The 17,099-nt window shown below is 69.2% G+C and carries 14 protein-coding genes and 2 tRNA genes; 3 read left to right on the top strand and 13 right to left on the bottom strand.

Annotation, left to right across the window (positions count from 1 at the left end; all coding sequences use genetic code 11):
• Positions 1-105: 105 nt before the first annotated feature.
• From mreD to R2S09_RS05725, 7 genes are all read right to left on the bottom strand, one after another.
• Positions 106-783: a rod shape-determining protein MreD gene (gene mreD, locus R2S09_RS05755; protein ID WP_306190167.1), complete on the bottom strand. Its 678-nt coding sequence runs from the start codon at positions 781-783 to the stop codon at positions 106-108.
• Between the two features lie 15 nt (positions 784-798).
• Positions 799-1,782: a rod shape-determining protein MreC gene (gene mreC, locus R2S09_RS05750; protein ID WP_306190166.1), complete on the bottom strand. Its 984-nt coding sequence runs from the start codon at positions 1,780-1,782 to the stop codon at positions 799-801.
• A 162-nt stretch (positions 1,783-1,944) separates the two neighbouring features.
• Positions 1,945-2,964: a rod shape-determining protein gene (locus R2S09_RS05745; RefSeq protein ID WP_030381728.1), complete on the bottom strand. Its 1,020-nt coding sequence runs from the start codon at positions 2,962-2,964 to the stop codon at positions 1,945-1,947.
• Positions 2,965-3,257: 293 nt separating this feature from the next.
• The gene (ndk, locus tag R2S09_RS05740; protein ID WP_030171330.1) at positions 3,258-3,671 is read right to left on the bottom strand and encodes a nucleoside-diphosphate kinase; all 414 of its coding nucleotides are present in this window, start codon (positions 3,669-3,671) and stop codon (positions 3,258-3,260) included.
• A 54-nt stretch (positions 3,672-3,725) separates the two neighbouring features.
• A complete protein-coding gene (locus tag R2S09_RS05735) occupies positions 3,726-4,091 on the bottom strand; it encodes a DUF4233 domain-containing protein (RefSeq protein WP_316740038.1) in 366 nt (121 codons plus the stop codon).
• A gap of 6 nt (positions 4,092-4,097) precedes the next feature.
• Complete coding sequence (locus R2S09_RS05730) at positions 4,098-5,615, bottom strand: folylpolyglutamate synthase/dihydrofolate synthase family protein (RefSeq protein ID WP_306190164.1); 1,518 nt, start codon at positions 5,613-5,615, stop codon at positions 4,098-4,100.
• Positions 5,616-5,757: 142 nt separating this feature from the next.
• Positions 5,758-8,382 carry a valine--tRNA ligase gene (locus R2S09_RS05725; RefSeq protein ID WP_316740037.1) on the bottom strand — a complete coding sequence of 875 codons (2,625 nt, stop codon included), beginning with the start codon at positions 8,380-8,382 and terminating at the stop codon, positions 5,758-5,760.
• A 136-nt stretch (positions 8,383-8,518) separates the two neighbouring features.
• Here R2S09_RS05725 and R2S09_RS05720 point away from each other — a divergent pair, with 136 nt between their 5' ends.
• Positions 8,519-9,529 (top strand): hypothetical protein, encoded by a 1,011-nt coding sequence (locus R2S09_RS05720; protein WP_316740036.1) that lies wholly within the window; start codon positions 8,519-8,521, stop codon positions 9,527-9,529.
• A gap of 74 nt (positions 9,530-9,603) precedes the next feature.
• Here R2S09_RS05720 and clpX read toward each other — a convergent pair whose 3' ends face one another.
• From clpX to R2S09_RS05695, 5 genes are all read right to left on the bottom strand, one after another.
• On the bottom strand, positions 9,604-10,890 hold the full coding sequence (gene clpX / locus R2S09_RS05715) for an ATP-dependent Clp protease ATP-binding subunit ClpX (RefSeq protein WP_086724555.1): 1,287 nt from the start codon (positions 10,888-10,890) through the stop codon (positions 9,604-9,606).
• A gap of 170 nt (positions 10,891-11,060) precedes the next feature.
• Positions 11,061-11,771, bottom strand: a complete 711-nt coding sequence (locus R2S09_RS05710; RefSeq protein WP_306190161.1) for an ATP-dependent Clp protease proteolytic subunit — start codon at positions 11,769-11,771, stop codon at positions 11,061-11,063.
• A 172-nt stretch (positions 11,772-11,943) separates the two neighbouring features.
• Positions 11,944-12,549: an ATP-dependent Clp protease proteolytic subunit gene (locus R2S09_RS05705; RefSeq protein WP_030171301.1), complete on the bottom strand. Its 606-nt coding sequence runs from the start codon at positions 12,547-12,549 to the stop codon at positions 11,944-11,946.
• A gap of 297 nt (positions 12,550-12,846) precedes the next feature.
• Positions 12,847-14,232 (bottom strand): trigger factor, encoded by a 1,386-nt coding sequence (tig, locus tag R2S09_RS05700; RefSeq protein ID WP_316740035.1) that lies wholly within the window; start codon positions 14,230-14,232, stop codon positions 12,847-12,849.
• A 279-nt stretch (positions 14,233-14,511) separates the two neighbouring features.
• A tRNA-Pro gene (locus R2S09_RS05695) sits at positions 14,512-14,588 on the bottom strand.
• A 410-nt stretch (positions 14,589-14,998) separates the two neighbouring features.
• On the opposite strand from R2S09_RS05695, the gene R2S09_RS05690 reads away from it, so the two are divergent.
• Positions 14,999-15,069: transfer RNA gene (locus R2S09_RS05690), tRNA-Gly, on the top strand.
• A gap of 110 nt (positions 15,070-15,179) precedes the next feature.
• Here R2S09_RS05690 and R2S09_RS05685 read toward each other — a convergent pair.
• Positions 15,180-15,374: a hypothetical protein gene (locus R2S09_RS05685; RefSeq protein ID WP_030171279.1), complete on the bottom strand. Its 195-nt coding sequence runs from the start codon at positions 15,372-15,374 to the stop codon at positions 15,180-15,182.
• 491 nt (positions 15,375-15,865) lie between these two features.
• On the opposite strand from R2S09_RS05685, the gene R2S09_RS05680 reads away from it, so the two are divergent.
• A complete protein-coding gene (locus tag R2S09_RS05680; protein ID WP_316740034.1) occupies positions 15,866-17,077 on the top strand; it encodes an acyltransferase family protein in 1,212 nt (403 codons plus the stop codon).
• Positions 17,078-17,099: the final 22 nt, after the last annotated feature.

Raw genomic sequence — 17,099 nt, 5'->3', positions numbered from 1 at the left:
CGTGGTTCCGGCGGGAGTCGTACTGGTCTGTGTCGCGCCGGTACGGCCGGTACGAGTCGTATCCCATGAAGCTGTGAACGCCGGAGGCGGTCAACTGCCGTGCTCTCACAGCCGCTTGACCCCCTTGATGCGGCCGACCCGGGTACTGCGGGCGCGGGCCTTGGTCTTCAGGCCGCCGAGCGCGCCGCGCTGGCCGCCGATGCGCAGCCCGGTGCCGGAGGAGAGCCAGCCGGAGGAGATGTCGGTCGCCTGTTTGACGGCGGACGTCTCGGAGAACGGGTCGTGCTCCGAGCGCCGGGCCAGCGCCATGATGCCGGGAACGACGAACGGGGCGAGCAGCAGGTCGTAGACGGCGGCGCTGATCAGCAGGCCCGGCAGGCCGACATGGCGGGCGGCGGTGTCGCCGACGAGGGCGCCGACACCGGCGTACAGCAGCGTCGAGCCGAGCGCGGCGGCGACCACCACGGCCATCGGGCCGGTGGCCGACTTGACCTGGCCGGTCTCGGGCTTGATGAGCCCGGCGAGATAGCCGATGACGCACAGCACCAGGGCGTAGCGGCCGGCGGCGTGGTCGGCGGGCGGGGCGAGGTCGGCGAGCAGTCCGGCGCCGAAGCCGACGAGGGCGCCGCCGACATGCCCGTAGACCATGGCCAGGCCCAGGACGGTGAGCAGCAGCAGGTCGGGGACGGCGCCCGGCAGGTGCAGCCGGGACAGGACGCTCACCTGGATCACCAGGGCCACGACGACCAGCGCGGTGGAGAGCAGAATCCGGTTGAGGCGCATGGGGACTTCTCGCTCCTACGGCAGCTGGTCGTCGGTGGGCTGCGCGTCGCCGGTGGACTGCGCGTCGGGCCCGTCGGTGGCGTTCGCGTCGGCGGACGGGGTGACCGTCACCGTCACGGTGGGCGTCGGGGTCGGCTTGGGCTTGGGCGGCAGCACCTCGTCGCGCGGGTCCTTCTTCGGGGCCTGGACGACGACACCGACGACGTCGAGCTTGGTGAAGCCGACGTACGGCGTGACGTAGATGGTGCGGGTCAGGTCGCCGCCCGAGGGGTCGACGCGGGAGACGACGCCGACCGGGACGCCCGGCACGAAGGGCTTGCCGCCCTGGGAGCCGAAGGTGACCAGGCGGTCGCCCTTCTTCACCTCCGCCTTGCCGTTGAGGAGCTGCACGCGCAGCGGGCGGTCGCCCTGGCCGGAGGCGAAGCCGAGTTCGTCGCTGCCCTCCATCCGGGTGCCGACGGTGAAGTCGGGGTCGTTGGCGAGCAGCACGGTGGAGGAGTCCGGGCCGACGGTGGTGACCCGGCCGACCAGGCCGTCGGCGTTGAGGACGGTCATGTCGCGCTTGATACCGTCGCTCGCACCCGCGTCGATGGTGATGGTCCAGGAGAAGCCCTGCGCGGCTCCTATGGCGATGACCTGGGCGCCCTTGATGCCGTACTGACCCTGGCCGGCCAGCTTCAGCATCCGGTTCAGCTGGTCCAGGCGGCTGCGGTTGCGGTCGTCGCTGCCGAGCTTGGCCTTGAGAGCGGCGTTCTCCTTCTCCAGGGCGGCGAGCCGGTCGTGGCGCTCACCGGAGTCACGGACCGCGGAGACGGCGTCGCCGACCGGGTTCACCGCGCCCGACACGCCGTTCTCGATCGGGCCGAAGACGGCGGCGGCGGCATGCCGGGCGCCGTCCACCGGGGAGTTCTCCCCACCGCGGATATCCACCGTGATCAGCGCGAACGCGACGGCGATCAGCAGCACCAGGAGCAGCCGGCTCTCTTTCGTGTCCCTCACGTGCGGCGGCCGTGCCCTTCCTCGTCGGAAATTGGGTGGCCCCCGGAAGCGCTGACCCTGAGCGCGGTCCCAAGGGGCCCATTTGCGGGAGCTTATGCCTCTATATCAACGATCCGCCGCACGAGAGGAGAACTGCTCGTACGGCGGAATCGAAGAGTTGTGTCATCTGCGCGGCTGGGCGTCCAGGACCTGCTGGAGCGCCTCGAACTCCTCGACGCATTTGCCGGAGCCGAGCGCCACGCTGTCCAGCGGGTCCTCGGCGATGTGGATCGGCATGCCGGTCTCGCGGCGCAGCCGCTCGTCCAGGCCGCGCAGCAGCGCGCCGCCGCCGGTCAGCACGATGCCCCGGTCCATGATGTCGCCGGACAGCTCCGGCGGACACTTGTCGAGGGTCGTCTTGACCGCGTCGACGATCGCGTTGACCGGTTCCTCGATCGCCTTGCGGACCTCGGCGGCCGAGATGACGACGGTCTTGGGCAGCCCGGAGACCAGGTCCCGGCCGCGGATCTCGGTGTGCTCGTCGGAGTCCAGGTCGTACGCCGAACCGATCGTGATCTTGATCTGCTCGGCCGTGCGCTCGCCCAGCAGAAGGCTGTACTCCTTCTTGACGTGCTGGATGATCGCGTTGTCCAGTTCGTCGCCCGCGACGCGGATGGACTGGGCCGTGACGATGCCGCCGAGCGAGATGACCGCGACCTCCGTGGTGCCGCCGCCGATGTCCACCACCATGTTGCCCGTGGCCTCGTGGACCGGCAGGCCGGAGCCGATGGCCGCGGCCATGGGCTCCTCGATGATGTGCACCTGGCGGGCGCCGGCCTGCGAGGAGGCCTCGATGACGGCGCGGCGCTCGACGCCGGTGATGCCGGAGGGCACGCAGACCACGACGCGCGGACGCGCCAGATACCGGCGCTTGTGGATCTTCAGGATGAAGTAGCGCAGCATCCGCTCGGTGATCTCGAAGTCGGCGATGACGCCGTCCTTGAGAGGGCGCACGGCCACGATGTTGCCGGGCGTGCGCCCGATCATCTTCTTCGCCTCGGCGCCGACCGCGAGGATGCCACCGGTGTTCGTGTTGATCGCGACGACGGACGGCTCGTTGAGTACGATCCCGCGACCCCTGACGTACACCAGCGTGTTGGCGGTCCCGAGGTCGACAGCCATGTCACGGCCGATGAACGACATTGAGTTCCCCATCAGGATTCGTCTGGCCTTCCCTGGGTGCTTTGAGGGCATTTCAGGTACGGCGAGGTGGGTGCTGTGACGTGAAGGCTTCCATCGTAAACGCGCCTGCACGAACACTGCGCGAGGGTCTTCGCCATTGTCAGCAGATGGCGTACCGCCTCGCTTGTGGAGACGGCCCATCGGAGGCACGCGTTCCCCCGATCGGCATCGCATATGCCGCGAGGCGGCCGTCTTTCACGGCCGCCCAGGTCAGGCACAGGTAAAGCCTGACGGTGCGTCAGAGAAAACGGACGTCAGCCCCGGCCGGGAAAGAAGATCTTCACCTCGCGCTCGGCGGACTCCTCGGAGTCGGAGGCGTGGATGAGGTTCTCCCGGACGATCACGCCGTAGTCCCCGCGGATGGAGCCGGGAGCCGCGGCGATCGGGTCGGTCGGACCGGCCAGGGCGCGCACCCCCTCGATCACCCGCTCACCCTCGACGATCATCGCCACGACCGGACCGGAGGACATGAACGCCACCAGCGGCTCGTAGAACGGCTTGCCCTTGTGCTCACCGTAGTGCTGCTCCAGCGTGTCGGTGTCCAGGGTGCGCAGCTCCAGCGCGGTGATCTGCCAGCCGGCCTTGCGCTCGATACGGCTGATGATCTCGCCGGTCAGGCCACGACGGACGGCGTCGGGCTTGAGGAGGACGAGGGTGCGCTGGGTCACGGGGGGACTCCTTATCCTGCAGATGTGCGGTGAACGAAGAGTACAGGGCGCTGGTCACACAGCGTCAGGGGAGGAGGGGGTCGCCTCGGCGGACCGCTCCGCGAATCTCGCCTTCGCCACGTCGATCTTCCGCCCGAAATGCACCGACGCCCACCACAGCCCGGCGAACACCGCGCCCAGGAAGTACATCGTCGGCACCACGACACCGGACGCGACCAGTGCGATCTGCAGCGCCCAGCCCAGCGCCACCCCGGCGGGCCGGGTCACCACACCGCACAGCAGCACACACAGCGCCATCGCGACGCCGCTGACCGTCCACACGCTCGCCATCGAAAGACCCGGGTCCTTCATCGCGACCAGTGCGGCGAACCCGATGACGAAGAACTCACCGATCAGCGTCGAGGAACACAGCGTACGCACGAGATGTCAGCCCTTCCCCAGGAGCAGCCGGGCCTCACCGACCGTGATCACGGAACCGGTGACCAGCACACCGCCGCCGGCGAACTCGCCCTCCTCCTCGGCGAGCGTGATCGCCGCCTCCAGCGCGTCCGGCAGCCGAGGCTCCACCTGGACCCGCTCCTCGCCGAACACCTCGACGGCGATCCCGGCCAGTTCGTCGGCGTCCATCGCGCGGTGGCTGGAGTTCTGGGTGACCACGACCTCCGCGAAGATCGGCTCGAAGGCCTCCAGCAGACCGCGCACGTTCTTGTCGCCGCTGGCCCCGACCACACCGATCAGCCGGCTGAAGTCGAACGCCTCCCGCACCGCCTCCGCGGTGACCTGCGCACCCGCCGGATTGTGCGCGGCGTCCAGCACGACGGTCGGCGAGCGCCGCACCACCTCGAGCCGGCCCGGCGAGGTGACGGACGCCAGCGCCCGGCGGACGGTCTCGACGTCCAGCGGCTCCGCGCGCTGCGCGCCCACGCCGAAGAAGGCCTCCACGGCGGCGAGCGCCACGGCCGCGTTGTGCGCCTGGTGCGCGCCGTGCATCGGCAGATACACCTCCGTGTACTCGCCACCCAGGCCGCGCAGGGTCAGCATCTGCCCGCCCACGGCCACCTGCCGGGCGACGACACCGAACTCCAGGCCCTCCCGGGCCACGGTCGCGTCCACCTCCACGGCCTTCTTCAGCAGCACCTGCGCGGCGTCCACCGGCTGCTGCGCCATGATCACGGTGGCGCCCTGCTTGATGACGCCGGACTTCTCCCCGGCGATCTCGGCCGGAGTGCCGCCCAGCCGGTCGGTGTGGTCGAGCGCGATGGGGGTGATCACGGCGACATCGGCGTCGATCACATTGGTGGCGTCCCAGCTGCCGCCCATCCCCACCTCGACGACCGCGACGTCCACCGGAGCGTCCGCGAAGGCCGCGTAGGCCATGCCGGTCAGCACCTCGAAGAAGGACAGCCGGTACTCCTGGGAGGCGTCGACCATCTCCACGTACGGCTTGATGTCGTGGTGCGTCTCGATGAACCGCTCGGCGGAGATCGGCGCGCCGTCCAGGCTGATCCGCTCGGTGATCGACTGCACGTGCGGCGAGGTGTACCGGCCGGTGCGCAGCTCGAAGGCGCCGAGCAGGGCCTCGATCATGCGGGCGGTGGAGGTCTTGCCGTTGGTGCCCGTGATGTGGATGGACGGATACGACCGCTGCGGCTCGCCCAGCACGTCCATCAGCGCCGCGATCCTGGTGACCGAGGGCTCCAGCTTGGTCTCGCCCCAGCGGGTCGCCAGATCCGCCTCGACCTCGCGCAGCGCCTTGTCGACCTCGGGGTCCTCCGGCCGCCCCGGCACCTCCGCCTGCGGCGGCCCACCCTGCGTTCGCAGGGTCCGGCTACCGGCCTCGATCACCGCGAGATCGGGGTCACGTTCCGTCTCGGCGGCAATGATCTCGTCGAACGACTCGAAAGGATCGGACGGACCACTGCCGCCAGGGGGGAGCTCACTCACGGGGCCAGTCTACGTACCCGCGCCGCCATGGCTGCGGCTCCCCGCCCGCGGGCAGTCGTGCCTTCCCCGGCGCTCTTACCCCCACGGCAACCGAAAGCCCCGGAGCCTCACCGACTCCGGGGCCTCCAGCGACGTACGAACCTCACGCCTGCGGCAACCGCTCCAGCTGCGCGGCAATCCGCGTGATGTCCTCCTCGGCCTTCGCCAGCCGCGTACGGATCTTCTCGACCACGTGATCAGGCGCCTTCGCCAGGAACGCCTCGTTCCCGAGCTTGCCCGTGGCCTGGGCCTTCTCCTTCTCGGCGGCGGCCAGGTCCTTCGCCAGCCGCTTCCGCTCCGCCGCCACGTCGATCGCCCCGGACAGGTCGAGCGCGACCTCGACGCCCGCGACCGGCAGCGTCGCCGTGGCGGTGAAACCGTCACCCTCCGGCTGGAGCCTCAGCAGCTGACGGATGGCCGCCTCGTGCGGCGCGAGCGCCGTACCCTCCAGGGCCAGCCGTGCCGGGACCCGCTGCCCCGGCTGCAACCCCTGGTCGGCCCGGAAGCGGCGCACCTCGGTGACGAGCGACTGCAGCGTCTCGATCTCCCGTTCGGCGTCCGCGTCGCGGAAACCACTGTCCTTCGGCCACTCGGCGATGACGACCGACTCGCCGCCGGTGAGCGTGGTCCACAGGGTCTCGGTGACGAACGGGACGACCGGGTGGAGCAGCTTGAGCGTGACGTCCAGGACCTCGCCCAGGACCCGCTTGCTGACCTCCGCCGGCTCGCCGCCCGCTTGGAAGACCGTCTTGGACAGCTCGACGTACCAGTCGAAGACCTCGTCCCACGCGAAGTGGAACAGCACGTCGGACAGCTTGGCGAACTGGAAGTCTTCGTAGTGGGCGTCGACTTCGGCGACGACGGAGTTCAGCCGGGACAGGATCCAGCGGTCGGTCGACGACATCTTCGCCGGGTCCGGCAGCGGCCCGTCCACCGTCGCGCCGTTCATCAGCGCGAAGCGCGTGGCGTTCCAGATCTTGTTGGCGAAGTTGCGCGAGCCCTGGACCCAGTCCTCGCCGATCGGGACGTCCACGCCCGGGTTGGCGCCGCGGGCGAGGGTGAACCTCAGGGCGTCGGAGCCGTACTTGTCCATCCAGTCCAGCGGGTTGACCGCGTTGCCGAAGGACTTCGACATCTTCTTGCCGAACTGGTCGCGGACCATGCCGTGCAGGGCGATGGTGTGGAACGGCGGGGTGCCGTCCATCGCGTACAGGCCGAACATCATCATCCGGGCGACCCAGAAGAAGAGGATGTCGTAGCCGGTGACCAGGACGGAGTTCGGGTAGAACTTCGCGAGCGACTCGGTCTGCTCCGGCCAGCCCAACGTGGAGAACGGCCACAGACCGGAGGAGAACCAGGTGTCGAGGACGTCGGTGTCCTGGTGCCAGCCCTCACCGGTGGGCGCCTCGTCATCGGGGCCGACGCAGACGACTTCACCGTTCGGGCCGTACCACACCGGAATCCGGTGGCCCCACCACAACTGCCGCGAGATGCACCAGTCGTGGAGGTTGTCGACCCAGTCGAAGTAGCGCTTCTCCATCTCCTGGGGATGGATCTTGACGCGGCCGTCGCGGACGGCGTCGCCGGCGGCCTTGGCCAGCGGGCCGACCTTGACCCACCACTGCATCGACAGGCGCGGCTCGATGGTGGTCTTGCAGCGCGAGCAGTGCCCGACGGAGTGGACGTAGGGCCGCTTCTCGGCGACGATCCGGCCCTCGGCGCGCAGTGCGGCGACGATGGCGGAGCGGGCCTCCAGGCGGTCCAGGCCCTGGAAGGGACCGTGGGCGGTGATGACGGCGTGCTCGTCCATGATCGTGATGGACGGCAGGTCGTGCCGCTGGCCGATCTCGAAGTCGTTCGGGTCGTGCGCCGGCGTCACCTTGACGGCGCCGGTGCCGAACTCGGGGTCGACGTGCTCGTCGGCGACGACCGGGATGGACCGGTCGGTCAGCGGCAGCTTGATGAGCTTGCCGACCAGGTGCCGGTAGCGCTCGTCCTCGGGGTGAACCGCGACGGCGGTGTCGCCGAGCATGGTCTCGGCACGGGTGGTGGCGACGACGATGGCGTCGTCCCCGTCGCCGTACTTCATGGAGACCAGCTCGCCGTCGTCGTCCTGGTACTCGACCTCGATGTCCGAGATGGCCGTCAGACAGCGCGGGCACCAGTTGATGATGCGCTCGGCGCGGTAGATCAGCTCGTCGTCGTAGAGCCGCTTGAAGATGGTCTGGACGGCCTGCGAGAGCCCCTCGTCCATGGTGAAGCGCTCGCGGGACCAGGCGACGCCGTCGCCGAGGCGGCGCATCTGCCCGGAGATCTGTCCGCCGGACTCGCTCTTCCACTGCCAGACACGCTCGACGAAGGCCTCACGGCCGAGGTCGTGCCGGGACTTGCCCTCCTTGGCCAGCTCCCGCTCGACGACGTTCTGCGTGGCGATGCCGGCGTGGTCCATGCCGGGCTGCCACAGCGTCTCGTGGCCCTGCATGCGCTTGCGGCGCGTGAGGGCGTCGATGAGGGTGTGCTCGAAGGCGTGCCCCAGGTGGAGGCTGCCGGTGACGTTCGGCGGCGGGATGACGACGGTGAACGCGGGCTTGTCGCTCTTCTCGTCCGCCTCGAAGTAACCGCGCTCTACCCAGCGCTCGTACAGCGGCCCCTCTACGTCGGCCGGCGCGTACTGGGTCGGCAGTTCGGTGTCGGGCGCTGGTGGCTGCTGCTGAGCGTTCTCGGTCACGGGGCCAGTTTAGAGGTGTCACGACGCGGTCCCGAACCGCATTTGTTCTGTAACGGTCCCCACCCCGCTGCCCTGCCCCCCGCGCGCCTGCGCCAGGATGTCAGGAACACATAAGCACCTGGAGGGGAACCCAGTAATGAGCTACAACCAGCCGGGCCCGTACGGCGGGCAGCCTCAGCAGCCCGGACCGTACGGCCAGCCGGGCCCCTACGGCCAGCAGCCGCCGCAGGCGCCGCCCGCGCAGCCCGGCTACGGCTACCCCCAGCAGCCGTCGGCCCCGCAGCCGGGTTACGGCTACCCCCAGCAGCCCGCGCAGGGCGTCCCGCCGCAGCCGAACCCCTACGGTCAGCAGCCCCAGCCCCCGTACGGCCAGCAGCCCCAGCCCCCGTACGGCCAGCAGCCCCAGCCCCCCTACGGCCAGCAGCCGCCCTACGGCGCCGTCCCGCAGCCCCCGGCCGCCGGCGGCGGCAAGAAGAAGACCGGTCTGATCATCGGCGCGGTGGCGGTCGTGGCCGCGATCGCGGTGGGCGCGTACTTCCTGATCGGCGGCGGTGGCGGCAGCGGCTCGGTGGCCGACGACGGCCCGCACAAGCTGACGACTCCGGCGACGGTGCTGACCGAGTACAAGAAGACCAAGAGCGACAGCAGCACCATGTCGGACGACGACTTGAAGGACGCCGAGAAGTGGGGCGTGCACAACCCCAAGGACGTCAGCGCCGGGTACCAGTCCGGGGACGAGAGCAACCCGCTGGCCATGAAGCAGATCCAGTTCGGCGGCGTGTACGGCACCATCGACGACCCCGAGAAGACCGTCGACGCGATGTTCGCCCACATGAAGGACCAGACCAAGAAGGGCGGCGACGACGAGGATGTCACCCTGGTCGGCGAGCCGAAGGCGTACAAGCCCGCCGCGCTCGACAACGCGGTCCTCAAGTGCCAGCAGGCCAAGGTCGACAACTCCGACGGCGGCAAGGGTGAGCCGAAGTCGATGAACATGACGGTCTGCATCTGGGGAGACCACAGCACCCTCGGCTTCGTCATGCCCATCGAGATGGCCAGCATGCTGGCGGGCAAGACCACCGACCCGGCGGACGCCGCCGACATCACCGCCAGGTTCCGCAAGGAAGTGCGCGTGAAGGCCGACTGAGGCCAGGTACGCAGCGCGACGAAGGGGCCCCGGTCATCGAGCGGGGCCCCTTCGTCGTCGTGTCGCTCGGGCGGTTACGCCGTCTTCTGCTCGCCCGTGCCGCGGCCGCGGGCGTCCCTCGGGATCAGGGTCGGGTTGACGTTGGAGTGGACGACATCGGCGGTGATGACGACGCGCGCCACGTCCTTCCGGGACGGCACCTCGTACATCACCGACATGAGGACCTCCTCCATGATGGCGCGCAGGCCGCGGGCACCGGTCTGGCGGAGGATGGCCTGGTCGGCGATGGCCTCCAGGGCCTCGCGCTCGAAGTCGAGCTCCACGCCGTCGAGTTCGAACAGGCGCTGGTACTGCTTCACCAGGGCGTTGCGCGGCTCGACCAGGATCTTCAGCAGGGCCTCGCGGTCGAGGTTGTGGACGCTGGTGATCACGGGGAGGCGGCCGATGAACTCGGGGATCATGCCGAACTTCACCAGGTCCTCGGGCATGACGTCCTCGAACTGGTCCTTGGCCTCCAGCTCCCGCTTGGAGCGGATCGTCGCGCCGAAGCCGATGCCCTTGGCACCCGCCCGGCCCTCGATGATCTTCTCCAGGCCCGCGAACGCGCCGCCCACGATGAACAGGACGTTCGTCGTGTCGATCTGGATGAACTCCTGGTGCGGGTGCTTGCGGCCGCCCTGGGGCGGGACCGATGCCGTGGTCCCTTCGAGGATCTTCAGCAGGGCCTGCTGGACGCCCTCGCCGGAGACATCGCGGGTGATCGACGGGTTTTCGCTCTTACGGGCGACCTTGTCGATCTCGTCGATGTAGATGATCCCGGTCTCGGCCTTCTTGACGTCGTAGTCAGCCGCCTGGATCAGTTTGAGCAGGATGTTCTCGACGTCCTCGCCCACATAGCCGGCCTCGGTCAGCGCCGTGGCGTCGGCGATGGCGAACGGGACGTTCAGCATCCGGGCCAGGGTCTGGGCCAGCAGGGTCTTGCCGGAGCCGGTGGGGCCGAGCAGCAGGATGTTGGACTTGGCGAGCTCGATGGCGTCCTCGCGGCCCTGGCCGCCGCCGTTCTCCCCGGCCTGGACGCGCTTGTAGTGGTTGTACACCGCGACGGACAGGGCCTTCTTGGCGGCCTCCTGGCCGACGACGTAGCCGTCCAGGAACTCGTAGATCTCGCGGGGCTTGGGCAGCTCCTCCCAGCGCACCTCGCTGGTCTCCGCGAGCTCCTCCTCGATGATCTCGTTGCAGAGATCGATGCACTCGTCGCAGATGTACACACCGGGCCCTGCGATGAGCTTCTTGACCTGCTTCTGGCTCTTGCCGCAGAACGAGCACTTGAGCAGATCGCCGCCGTCACCGATGCGTGCCACGGTGTGCTTCCCCTTCGCCTGGGAGACGCCTGGACACCTTGCGGTCCAGCGGCTCCTGGTGCTGCCTTATGTCGACGGTACCTTGCCGGGCCCCCCGTTCGGGCCCCCCTTGGCACGGTTCACTTCGACGTGACCGTGCCAAGGAGCGACGGGCGGGTCCGGTGTCCGCGTCAGCGGACGGCCAAGTTGTTCATCTTCCGGGTGGAAATGATCTGGTCGATCAGCCCGTACGACAGTGCCTCCTCGGCCGTGAGGATCTTGTCGCGCTCGATGTCCTCGCGGATCTTCTCGATCGACTGGTTGGAGTGCTTGGCCAGCATCTCCTCCAGCTGCGAGCGCATCCGCAGGATCTCGTTGGCGGCGATCTCCAGGTCGGAGACCTGACCGCGGCCGGTCTCACTGTACGGCTGGTGGATCAGCACCCGCGCGTTCGGCAGGGCCATACGCTTGCCCGGCGTACCCGCGGCCAGCAGCACCGCGGCGGCGGAGGCCGCCTGGCCCATGCACACCGTCTGGATGTCGGGCTTGACGAACTGCATCGTGTCGTAGATGGCAGTCAGCGCCGTGAAGGAGCCGCCAGGGCTGTTGATGTAGACCGAGATGTCCCGGTCGGGGTCCATCGACTCCAGGCACAGCAGCTGCGCCATCACGTCGTTGGCGGAGGCGTCGTCGATCTGGACGCCGAGGAAGATCACGCGCTCCTCGAAGAGCTTCGCGTACGGGTCGTACTCGCGGATGCCCTGGGAGGTGCGCTCCACGAAGCGCGGGATGACGTAGCGGGACTCGGCCGTGGGGCCGGTGTACTCGGCCCTGGGGGCACCTCCCACGCCGTTGAGGCTGTGGGGGAGGTCGTAGAGGCCGCTGCCGGGGAAGTCGTTCACGATGTCTCCTGGAAGGGGGCTGGGCGGTCGGCTGAGGGGCTGGCTGGGCTGCACGGAGGTGTCCGGAGGTCCGGGGCCGGTCCGGGGCCGTGAAGGCCTTCAGGGCCTGTCACGGGGGGAGCGGCGCCTCCGAGGGAGCGGCTCAGGGGGCCGTGCGGCCCCGGTGAGCCGCTCAGGCCCCGGTGCCGCCGCCGCCCGGCATGCCGGCGGCGTGCGTGATGACGTCGTCGATGAGGCCGTACTCCTTGGCCTCGTGGGCGTCGAACCAGCGGTCGCGGTCCGAGTCCCGGGTGATCTGCTCGACCGACTGGCCGGTGTGCTGGGAGGTGAGCTCGGCCATGCGCTTCTTGGTGTGCAGCAGCCGCTCGGCGTGGATCTTGATGTCGGAGGCCGAACCGGCCAGACCGGCGGAGGGCTGGTGGATCAGGATCTCGGCGTTCGGCAGCGCGAAGCGCTTGCCCGGGGTGCCGGCGCTGAGCAGGAACTGACCCATCGAGGCCGCCAGGCCCATGGCGATGGTCACCACGTCGTTCTTGATGTACTGCATGGTGTCGTAGATCGCCATGCCGGCCGTGATCGAGCCGCCGGGGCTGTTGATGTACAGGTAGATGTCCTTGTCCGGGTCGGCGGCAAGGAGCAGCAGCTGTGCGGTGATCTTGTTCGCGATGTCGTCGTCGACCGGCTGGCCGAGGAAGATGATCCGCTCGTTGAGCAGCCGGTTGTAGACCTGGTCGCCGAGGCCCCCACCGATGGAAGGCTCGCCGGCGGCGGAGGGCATCAGATTCGTCACGTATCCACCTGCTCGTCTTACGACGGCGCCGGGCCGTCTCACGTGTTCTGCCGGGGCGTGGGGCCGTCCGGCCCTGTTCGGGGACTCCCCTGCCCTCGTATTCATGGACCCTAACGCGCGGCTCCCTTCGGGGAATCCCGCTGAGGGGGGTGTTCGCCGGGGGCGTAGCGCACCGGGCCTTCGGTTCGCGGGTGGCCGGTCATGACAACGGGCCCTGGGGAGCGGTTCCCCAGGGCCCATCGTACGTACGGCGTCGTGGACGACGCGCGCGGATCAGGTCGCGGATCAGGCCTCGGCCTTGTCCTCGCCGTCACCCTCGGCCTCGGCGGCGGTCTCCGCCTCGGTGGCCTCGTCCTCGTCCTCGTCGTCCAGGTCGACGATCTCGCCGTTGGTGTCCTTCACGGTCGCGGCCTCGACGACGACGGCCAGGGCCTTGCCGCGGGCGACCTCGCCGACCAGCAGCGGAACCTGGTTCTGCTGCACGACGGCCTGGGCGAACTCGTCGGGGGACATGCCGGAGGAGGCGGCGCGCCGCATGAGGTGCTCGGTGAGCTCCTCCTGGTTGACGTTGAGCTTCTCCTTGTTGACCAGCTCGTCGAGCACGAACTGGGTCTTGATGCCCTTGACCGCGGCCTCGCGGGTCTCCTCGTCGAACTCCTCGGCGGTCTTGCCCTGGAGCTCCAGGTACTTGTCGAGGGTGAGGCCCATCTGCGCGAGCTGGTGGTGCTCGAGGTTGTGCTTGCGGGTGTTGATCTCGTCCTCGAGCAGCTTCTCGGGGACGGGCACCTCGACCAGCTCCAGCAGCTTGTCCAGGACGCGCTCCTGGGCCTGCGTGGCCTGGTCGTACTGCTTCATGTTCTCCAGGCGCTTGCGGCTGTCGGCCTTCAGCTCCTCGAGGGTGTCGAACTCGGAGGCGAGCTGAGCGAAGTCGTCGTCCAGCTCGGGCAGTTCGCGGGCGGCGACCTGGGAGACCTTGACGGTGACCTCGGCCTCACGGCCGGCCGCGGAGCCGCCCTTGAGCTCGGAGGTGAAGGTGGCCTCGCCACCGGCCTGAAGGCCCTTCACGGCGTCGTCGATGCCGTCCAGCAGCTCACCGGAGCCGATCGTGTAGGAGACGCCCTCGGCGACGCCGTCCTCCAGGACCTCGCCGTCGACCTTGGCCTCCAGGTCGACGGTGACGACGTCGCCGTCCTCGGCGGCGCGCTCGACCGGGGAGGTGGAGGCGAAGCGCTCGCGCAGCTGCTCGACCGCCTTCTCCACGTCCTCGTCGGTCACCTCGACGGCGTCGACCTCGACCTCGATGCCGGAGTAGTCCGGGATCTCGATGGCCGGGCGGACGTCGACCTCGGCGGTGAAGTTCAGCGTCTCGCCGTCCTTCAGCTCGGTGATGTCGACCTCGGGCTGGCCCAGGGGGTTCAGCTCGGCCTCGTTGACCGCGTCGGTGTAGAACCGCGGAAGCGCGTCGTTGACGGCCTCCTCCAGGACCGCACCGCGGCCGAACCGCTGGTCGATGACCCGGGCCGGGATCTTGCCCTTGCGGAAGCCCTTCACCGTGACCTGCTGGTTGATCTTCTTGTACGCCGCGTCGAGGCTGTCCTTGAGCTCCTCGAAGGGCACCTCGACAGTGAGCCGAACCCGGGTCGGGTTCAGGGTCTCCACGGCGCTCTTCACGGTTCGGTCTCCTTGTGGCTGACTTCTCGGGTTTCGCCGGAGCCGTCAGGGCGGTCCGGCGGATTCGCCGCCCGGAGGAGTTCATAGGCCCAGAGGCCGGACACACGGGCGCGCAGCTTGCATAGTAACCGCAGCGGCTCGGCGTCCCAAAAGGCGATCACGGGCGATCGCGCAGGGGAACACGGCGGGGACCACGAGTGGATCCCGTGGCTCGCGCGCTCCCGGGACGAGTGCGCCGACCTGTGGTGATCCCGGTCGGCGGTGGTCCCGGTCGGCGGGTGGTCGGGGTGGCGGGATTTGAACCCACGGCCTTCCGCTCCCAAAGCGGACGCGCTACCAAGCTGCGCCACACCCCGTCTGGTGCGACACGTAGGGTACATGCCCGCAGCCAGTACGACCGCCGCATTTGCCACCCGCCCCGCCACCCGCCGTCACCCCGGCCCCTCCCGCGCCCCCGACACGCCGACCCCACCCCTTCGGCCGAAACCCGTCCCGCACGCGACGAGGGAGCCTCGAGGGGCCTGGGGGACGCCAGTGCCCCAGGGGGACACCGGGCGGCCCACCGCCGGGCGGCCCACCGCCGGGCGGACGGGGCAGCGCCCGGGGGACGAGGAGCGGCACGAGGTGTTGGCCGGGCTCGGCGGGGGTGCGTGAGGTCGCGACCGGGTCCGCGGGGGTGCGGGAGGGGAAGGGGTGTGCGTGGATGGGGGGCGACCCGCTACGATGCCTGGTGTGCCGCGGTCGGTCGACCTGCGGCGCGTTGTGTGCGGGCGTAGCTCAATGGTAGAGCCCCAGTCTTCCAAACTGGCTACGCGGGTTCGATTCCCGTCGCCCGCTCCGCGTGGCTCAGGGCCAGGCCGGAGGATGGATTCTCCGCCTGGCCCTTGGTCGTGTCCGGGGGCGCTCCGTCGGGTTCGGGTCCGGCGTGGGCCGGGGGGACGCCTCCGTCAGAAGTTGATCGAGTTGATCGTGTCCGCTATCGAGTTCAGGAAGCGGTTGATCGACGGGGCCATACCGGTGGACGCGAGGAAGAAGCCGAAGAGCACGGCGACGATGGCCGGCCCGGCCTTGATCGACCCCCCTCTGAGCAACACCACCAGGATGATCGCCAACAGCAGCACCACTGACAGTGAAATGGCCACAACTGATCACACCCTCGGTCGGTCCGCTCTCCCGGCCCGGCGGCGCCATCCCCGCGCCCCCGCTGGAACCATCGTGCCACCAACAGGGCTCACGTATGCGACGCCTGACGCATCATCGGCCAGGTCCGTGTCACGGATCCCAGGGACCTCACGGCAGGCGCCCTTCTCCCGCCGTGTGCCGTACGGCAATTCGGCGCTTTCCGTCGCCGCACTTCCGCCCGGAATTCAGTGACTTCGTTTCCATGTCCACACATCGCGTTCGCAAGTGATTCGAATATCACTGGAGGATGTGGTCTTCATGGCGTAACTCGTCATGATGAATCCGGACATTGAGGGCGTATTCGGGGTGCGGGAACAGCGCGTGTGATGTGTCTGTCGTCACCCCCTCGGTCCCGCAAACATCGTCAAATCCTGGGTAGACGTGGGAAATAGTCAGCATTTCCAGTCGGGGGGTTGCCCGTAATCCCACAGACAGCGCTAGGGTGCCTCAGATGTTCCACTCCGCCTCGTCTCCCGGACAGAACAGAACACCGCTCCCTCCGGCCCAGCCGCCGGCACCCGCAGGCGTGCCGGGTCCCGGCCGGTCCGATGGCCCCGGCGGAAGACCCGGCACACAGCGCGATCCGTTCTTCGACAACGCCAAGTACCTGGCGATCGTGCTGGTGGCCGTGGGGCACACCTGGGCGGCGGTCATGAACGACAGCCGGACGCTCGAAGCCGCGTACGACGTCGTCTACACCTTCCACATGCCGGCGTTCATCATCATCTCGGGCTTCTTCTCCCGTAATTTCGACCTGCGCCCGGACCGGCTGAAGCGGCTGATCAGCGGCGTCGCCGTGCCGTACGTCATCTTCGAGACCGCCTATTCACTCTTCCGGATCTTCGTCGGTCACTCGGGCGACCGGCAGATCAGCCTTCTCTCCCCGTGGTACCTGACCTGGTTCCTGTGCGCGCTGTTCGTGTGGCGCCTGACCGCCCCGGTCTGGAATCTCGTGCGCCGGCCCCTGCCCCTAGCCCTCGGCATCGCCATGCTCGCGTCGCTCACCCCGGGCATCGGTCAGGACCTGCAACTCCAGCGCGTTCTGCAGTTCCTGCCCTGCTTCGTGCTGGGGCTGTGCATGAAACCCGAGCACTTCCACATGGTGCGCCGCCGCGCGGTGCGGATCCTGTCGGTGCCGGTGTTCGCGGTGGCGCTGGCGGGGGCCTGGTGGACCGTGCCGCGCGTGAACGGCTCGTGGGTCTACCGGCAGAGCGCCGCCCAGGACCTGGGCGCCCCCTGGTGGGCCGGTCCCGTCATGGTGCTGGTGATGTTCGGCGGCGCGGTGCTGCTGACCGCGTGCTTCTTCGCCTGGGTGCCGGGCCGGCGGACCTGGTTCACCGCGCTCGGCACGGGCACGCTGTACGGCTATCTGCTGCACGGCTTCGTGGTCAAGGGCGTGTTGTACGCGGGCGGTTTCGACATGGCCGCGCTGCACAGCCCGCTCGGCTCGGTCGTGGTCACCGTCGCCGCCGCGGGCGTGGTCACCCTGCTGTGCACCGAGCCCGTACGGCGCGTCTTCCGGTTCGCCGTGGAGCCGAGGATGGAGTGGGCCTTCAGGCAGCCGGCCACCAGCTCAGGAACGGGTACGGGAGGGACGGGGGTGGCTCGTGGCCACTCGCAGTCCGCGAACCCCGCTGCCCGGCCCGAGCGGGTCGGTGCCTAGTGCCGCAACAGGCAACGTTCGC

Origin of the sequence: Streptomyces sp. MK7 (assembly GCF_032658145.1) — a bacterium.
In the GTDB taxonomy this organism is placed as follows: Bacteria; Actinomycetota; Actinomycetes; order Streptomycetales; family Streptomycetaceae; genus Streptomyces; species Streptomyces spiralis.
The sequence above is the reverse complement of the archived record's forward strand: the minus strand, read 5'-3'. Positions and strand labels throughout refer to the sequence as shown.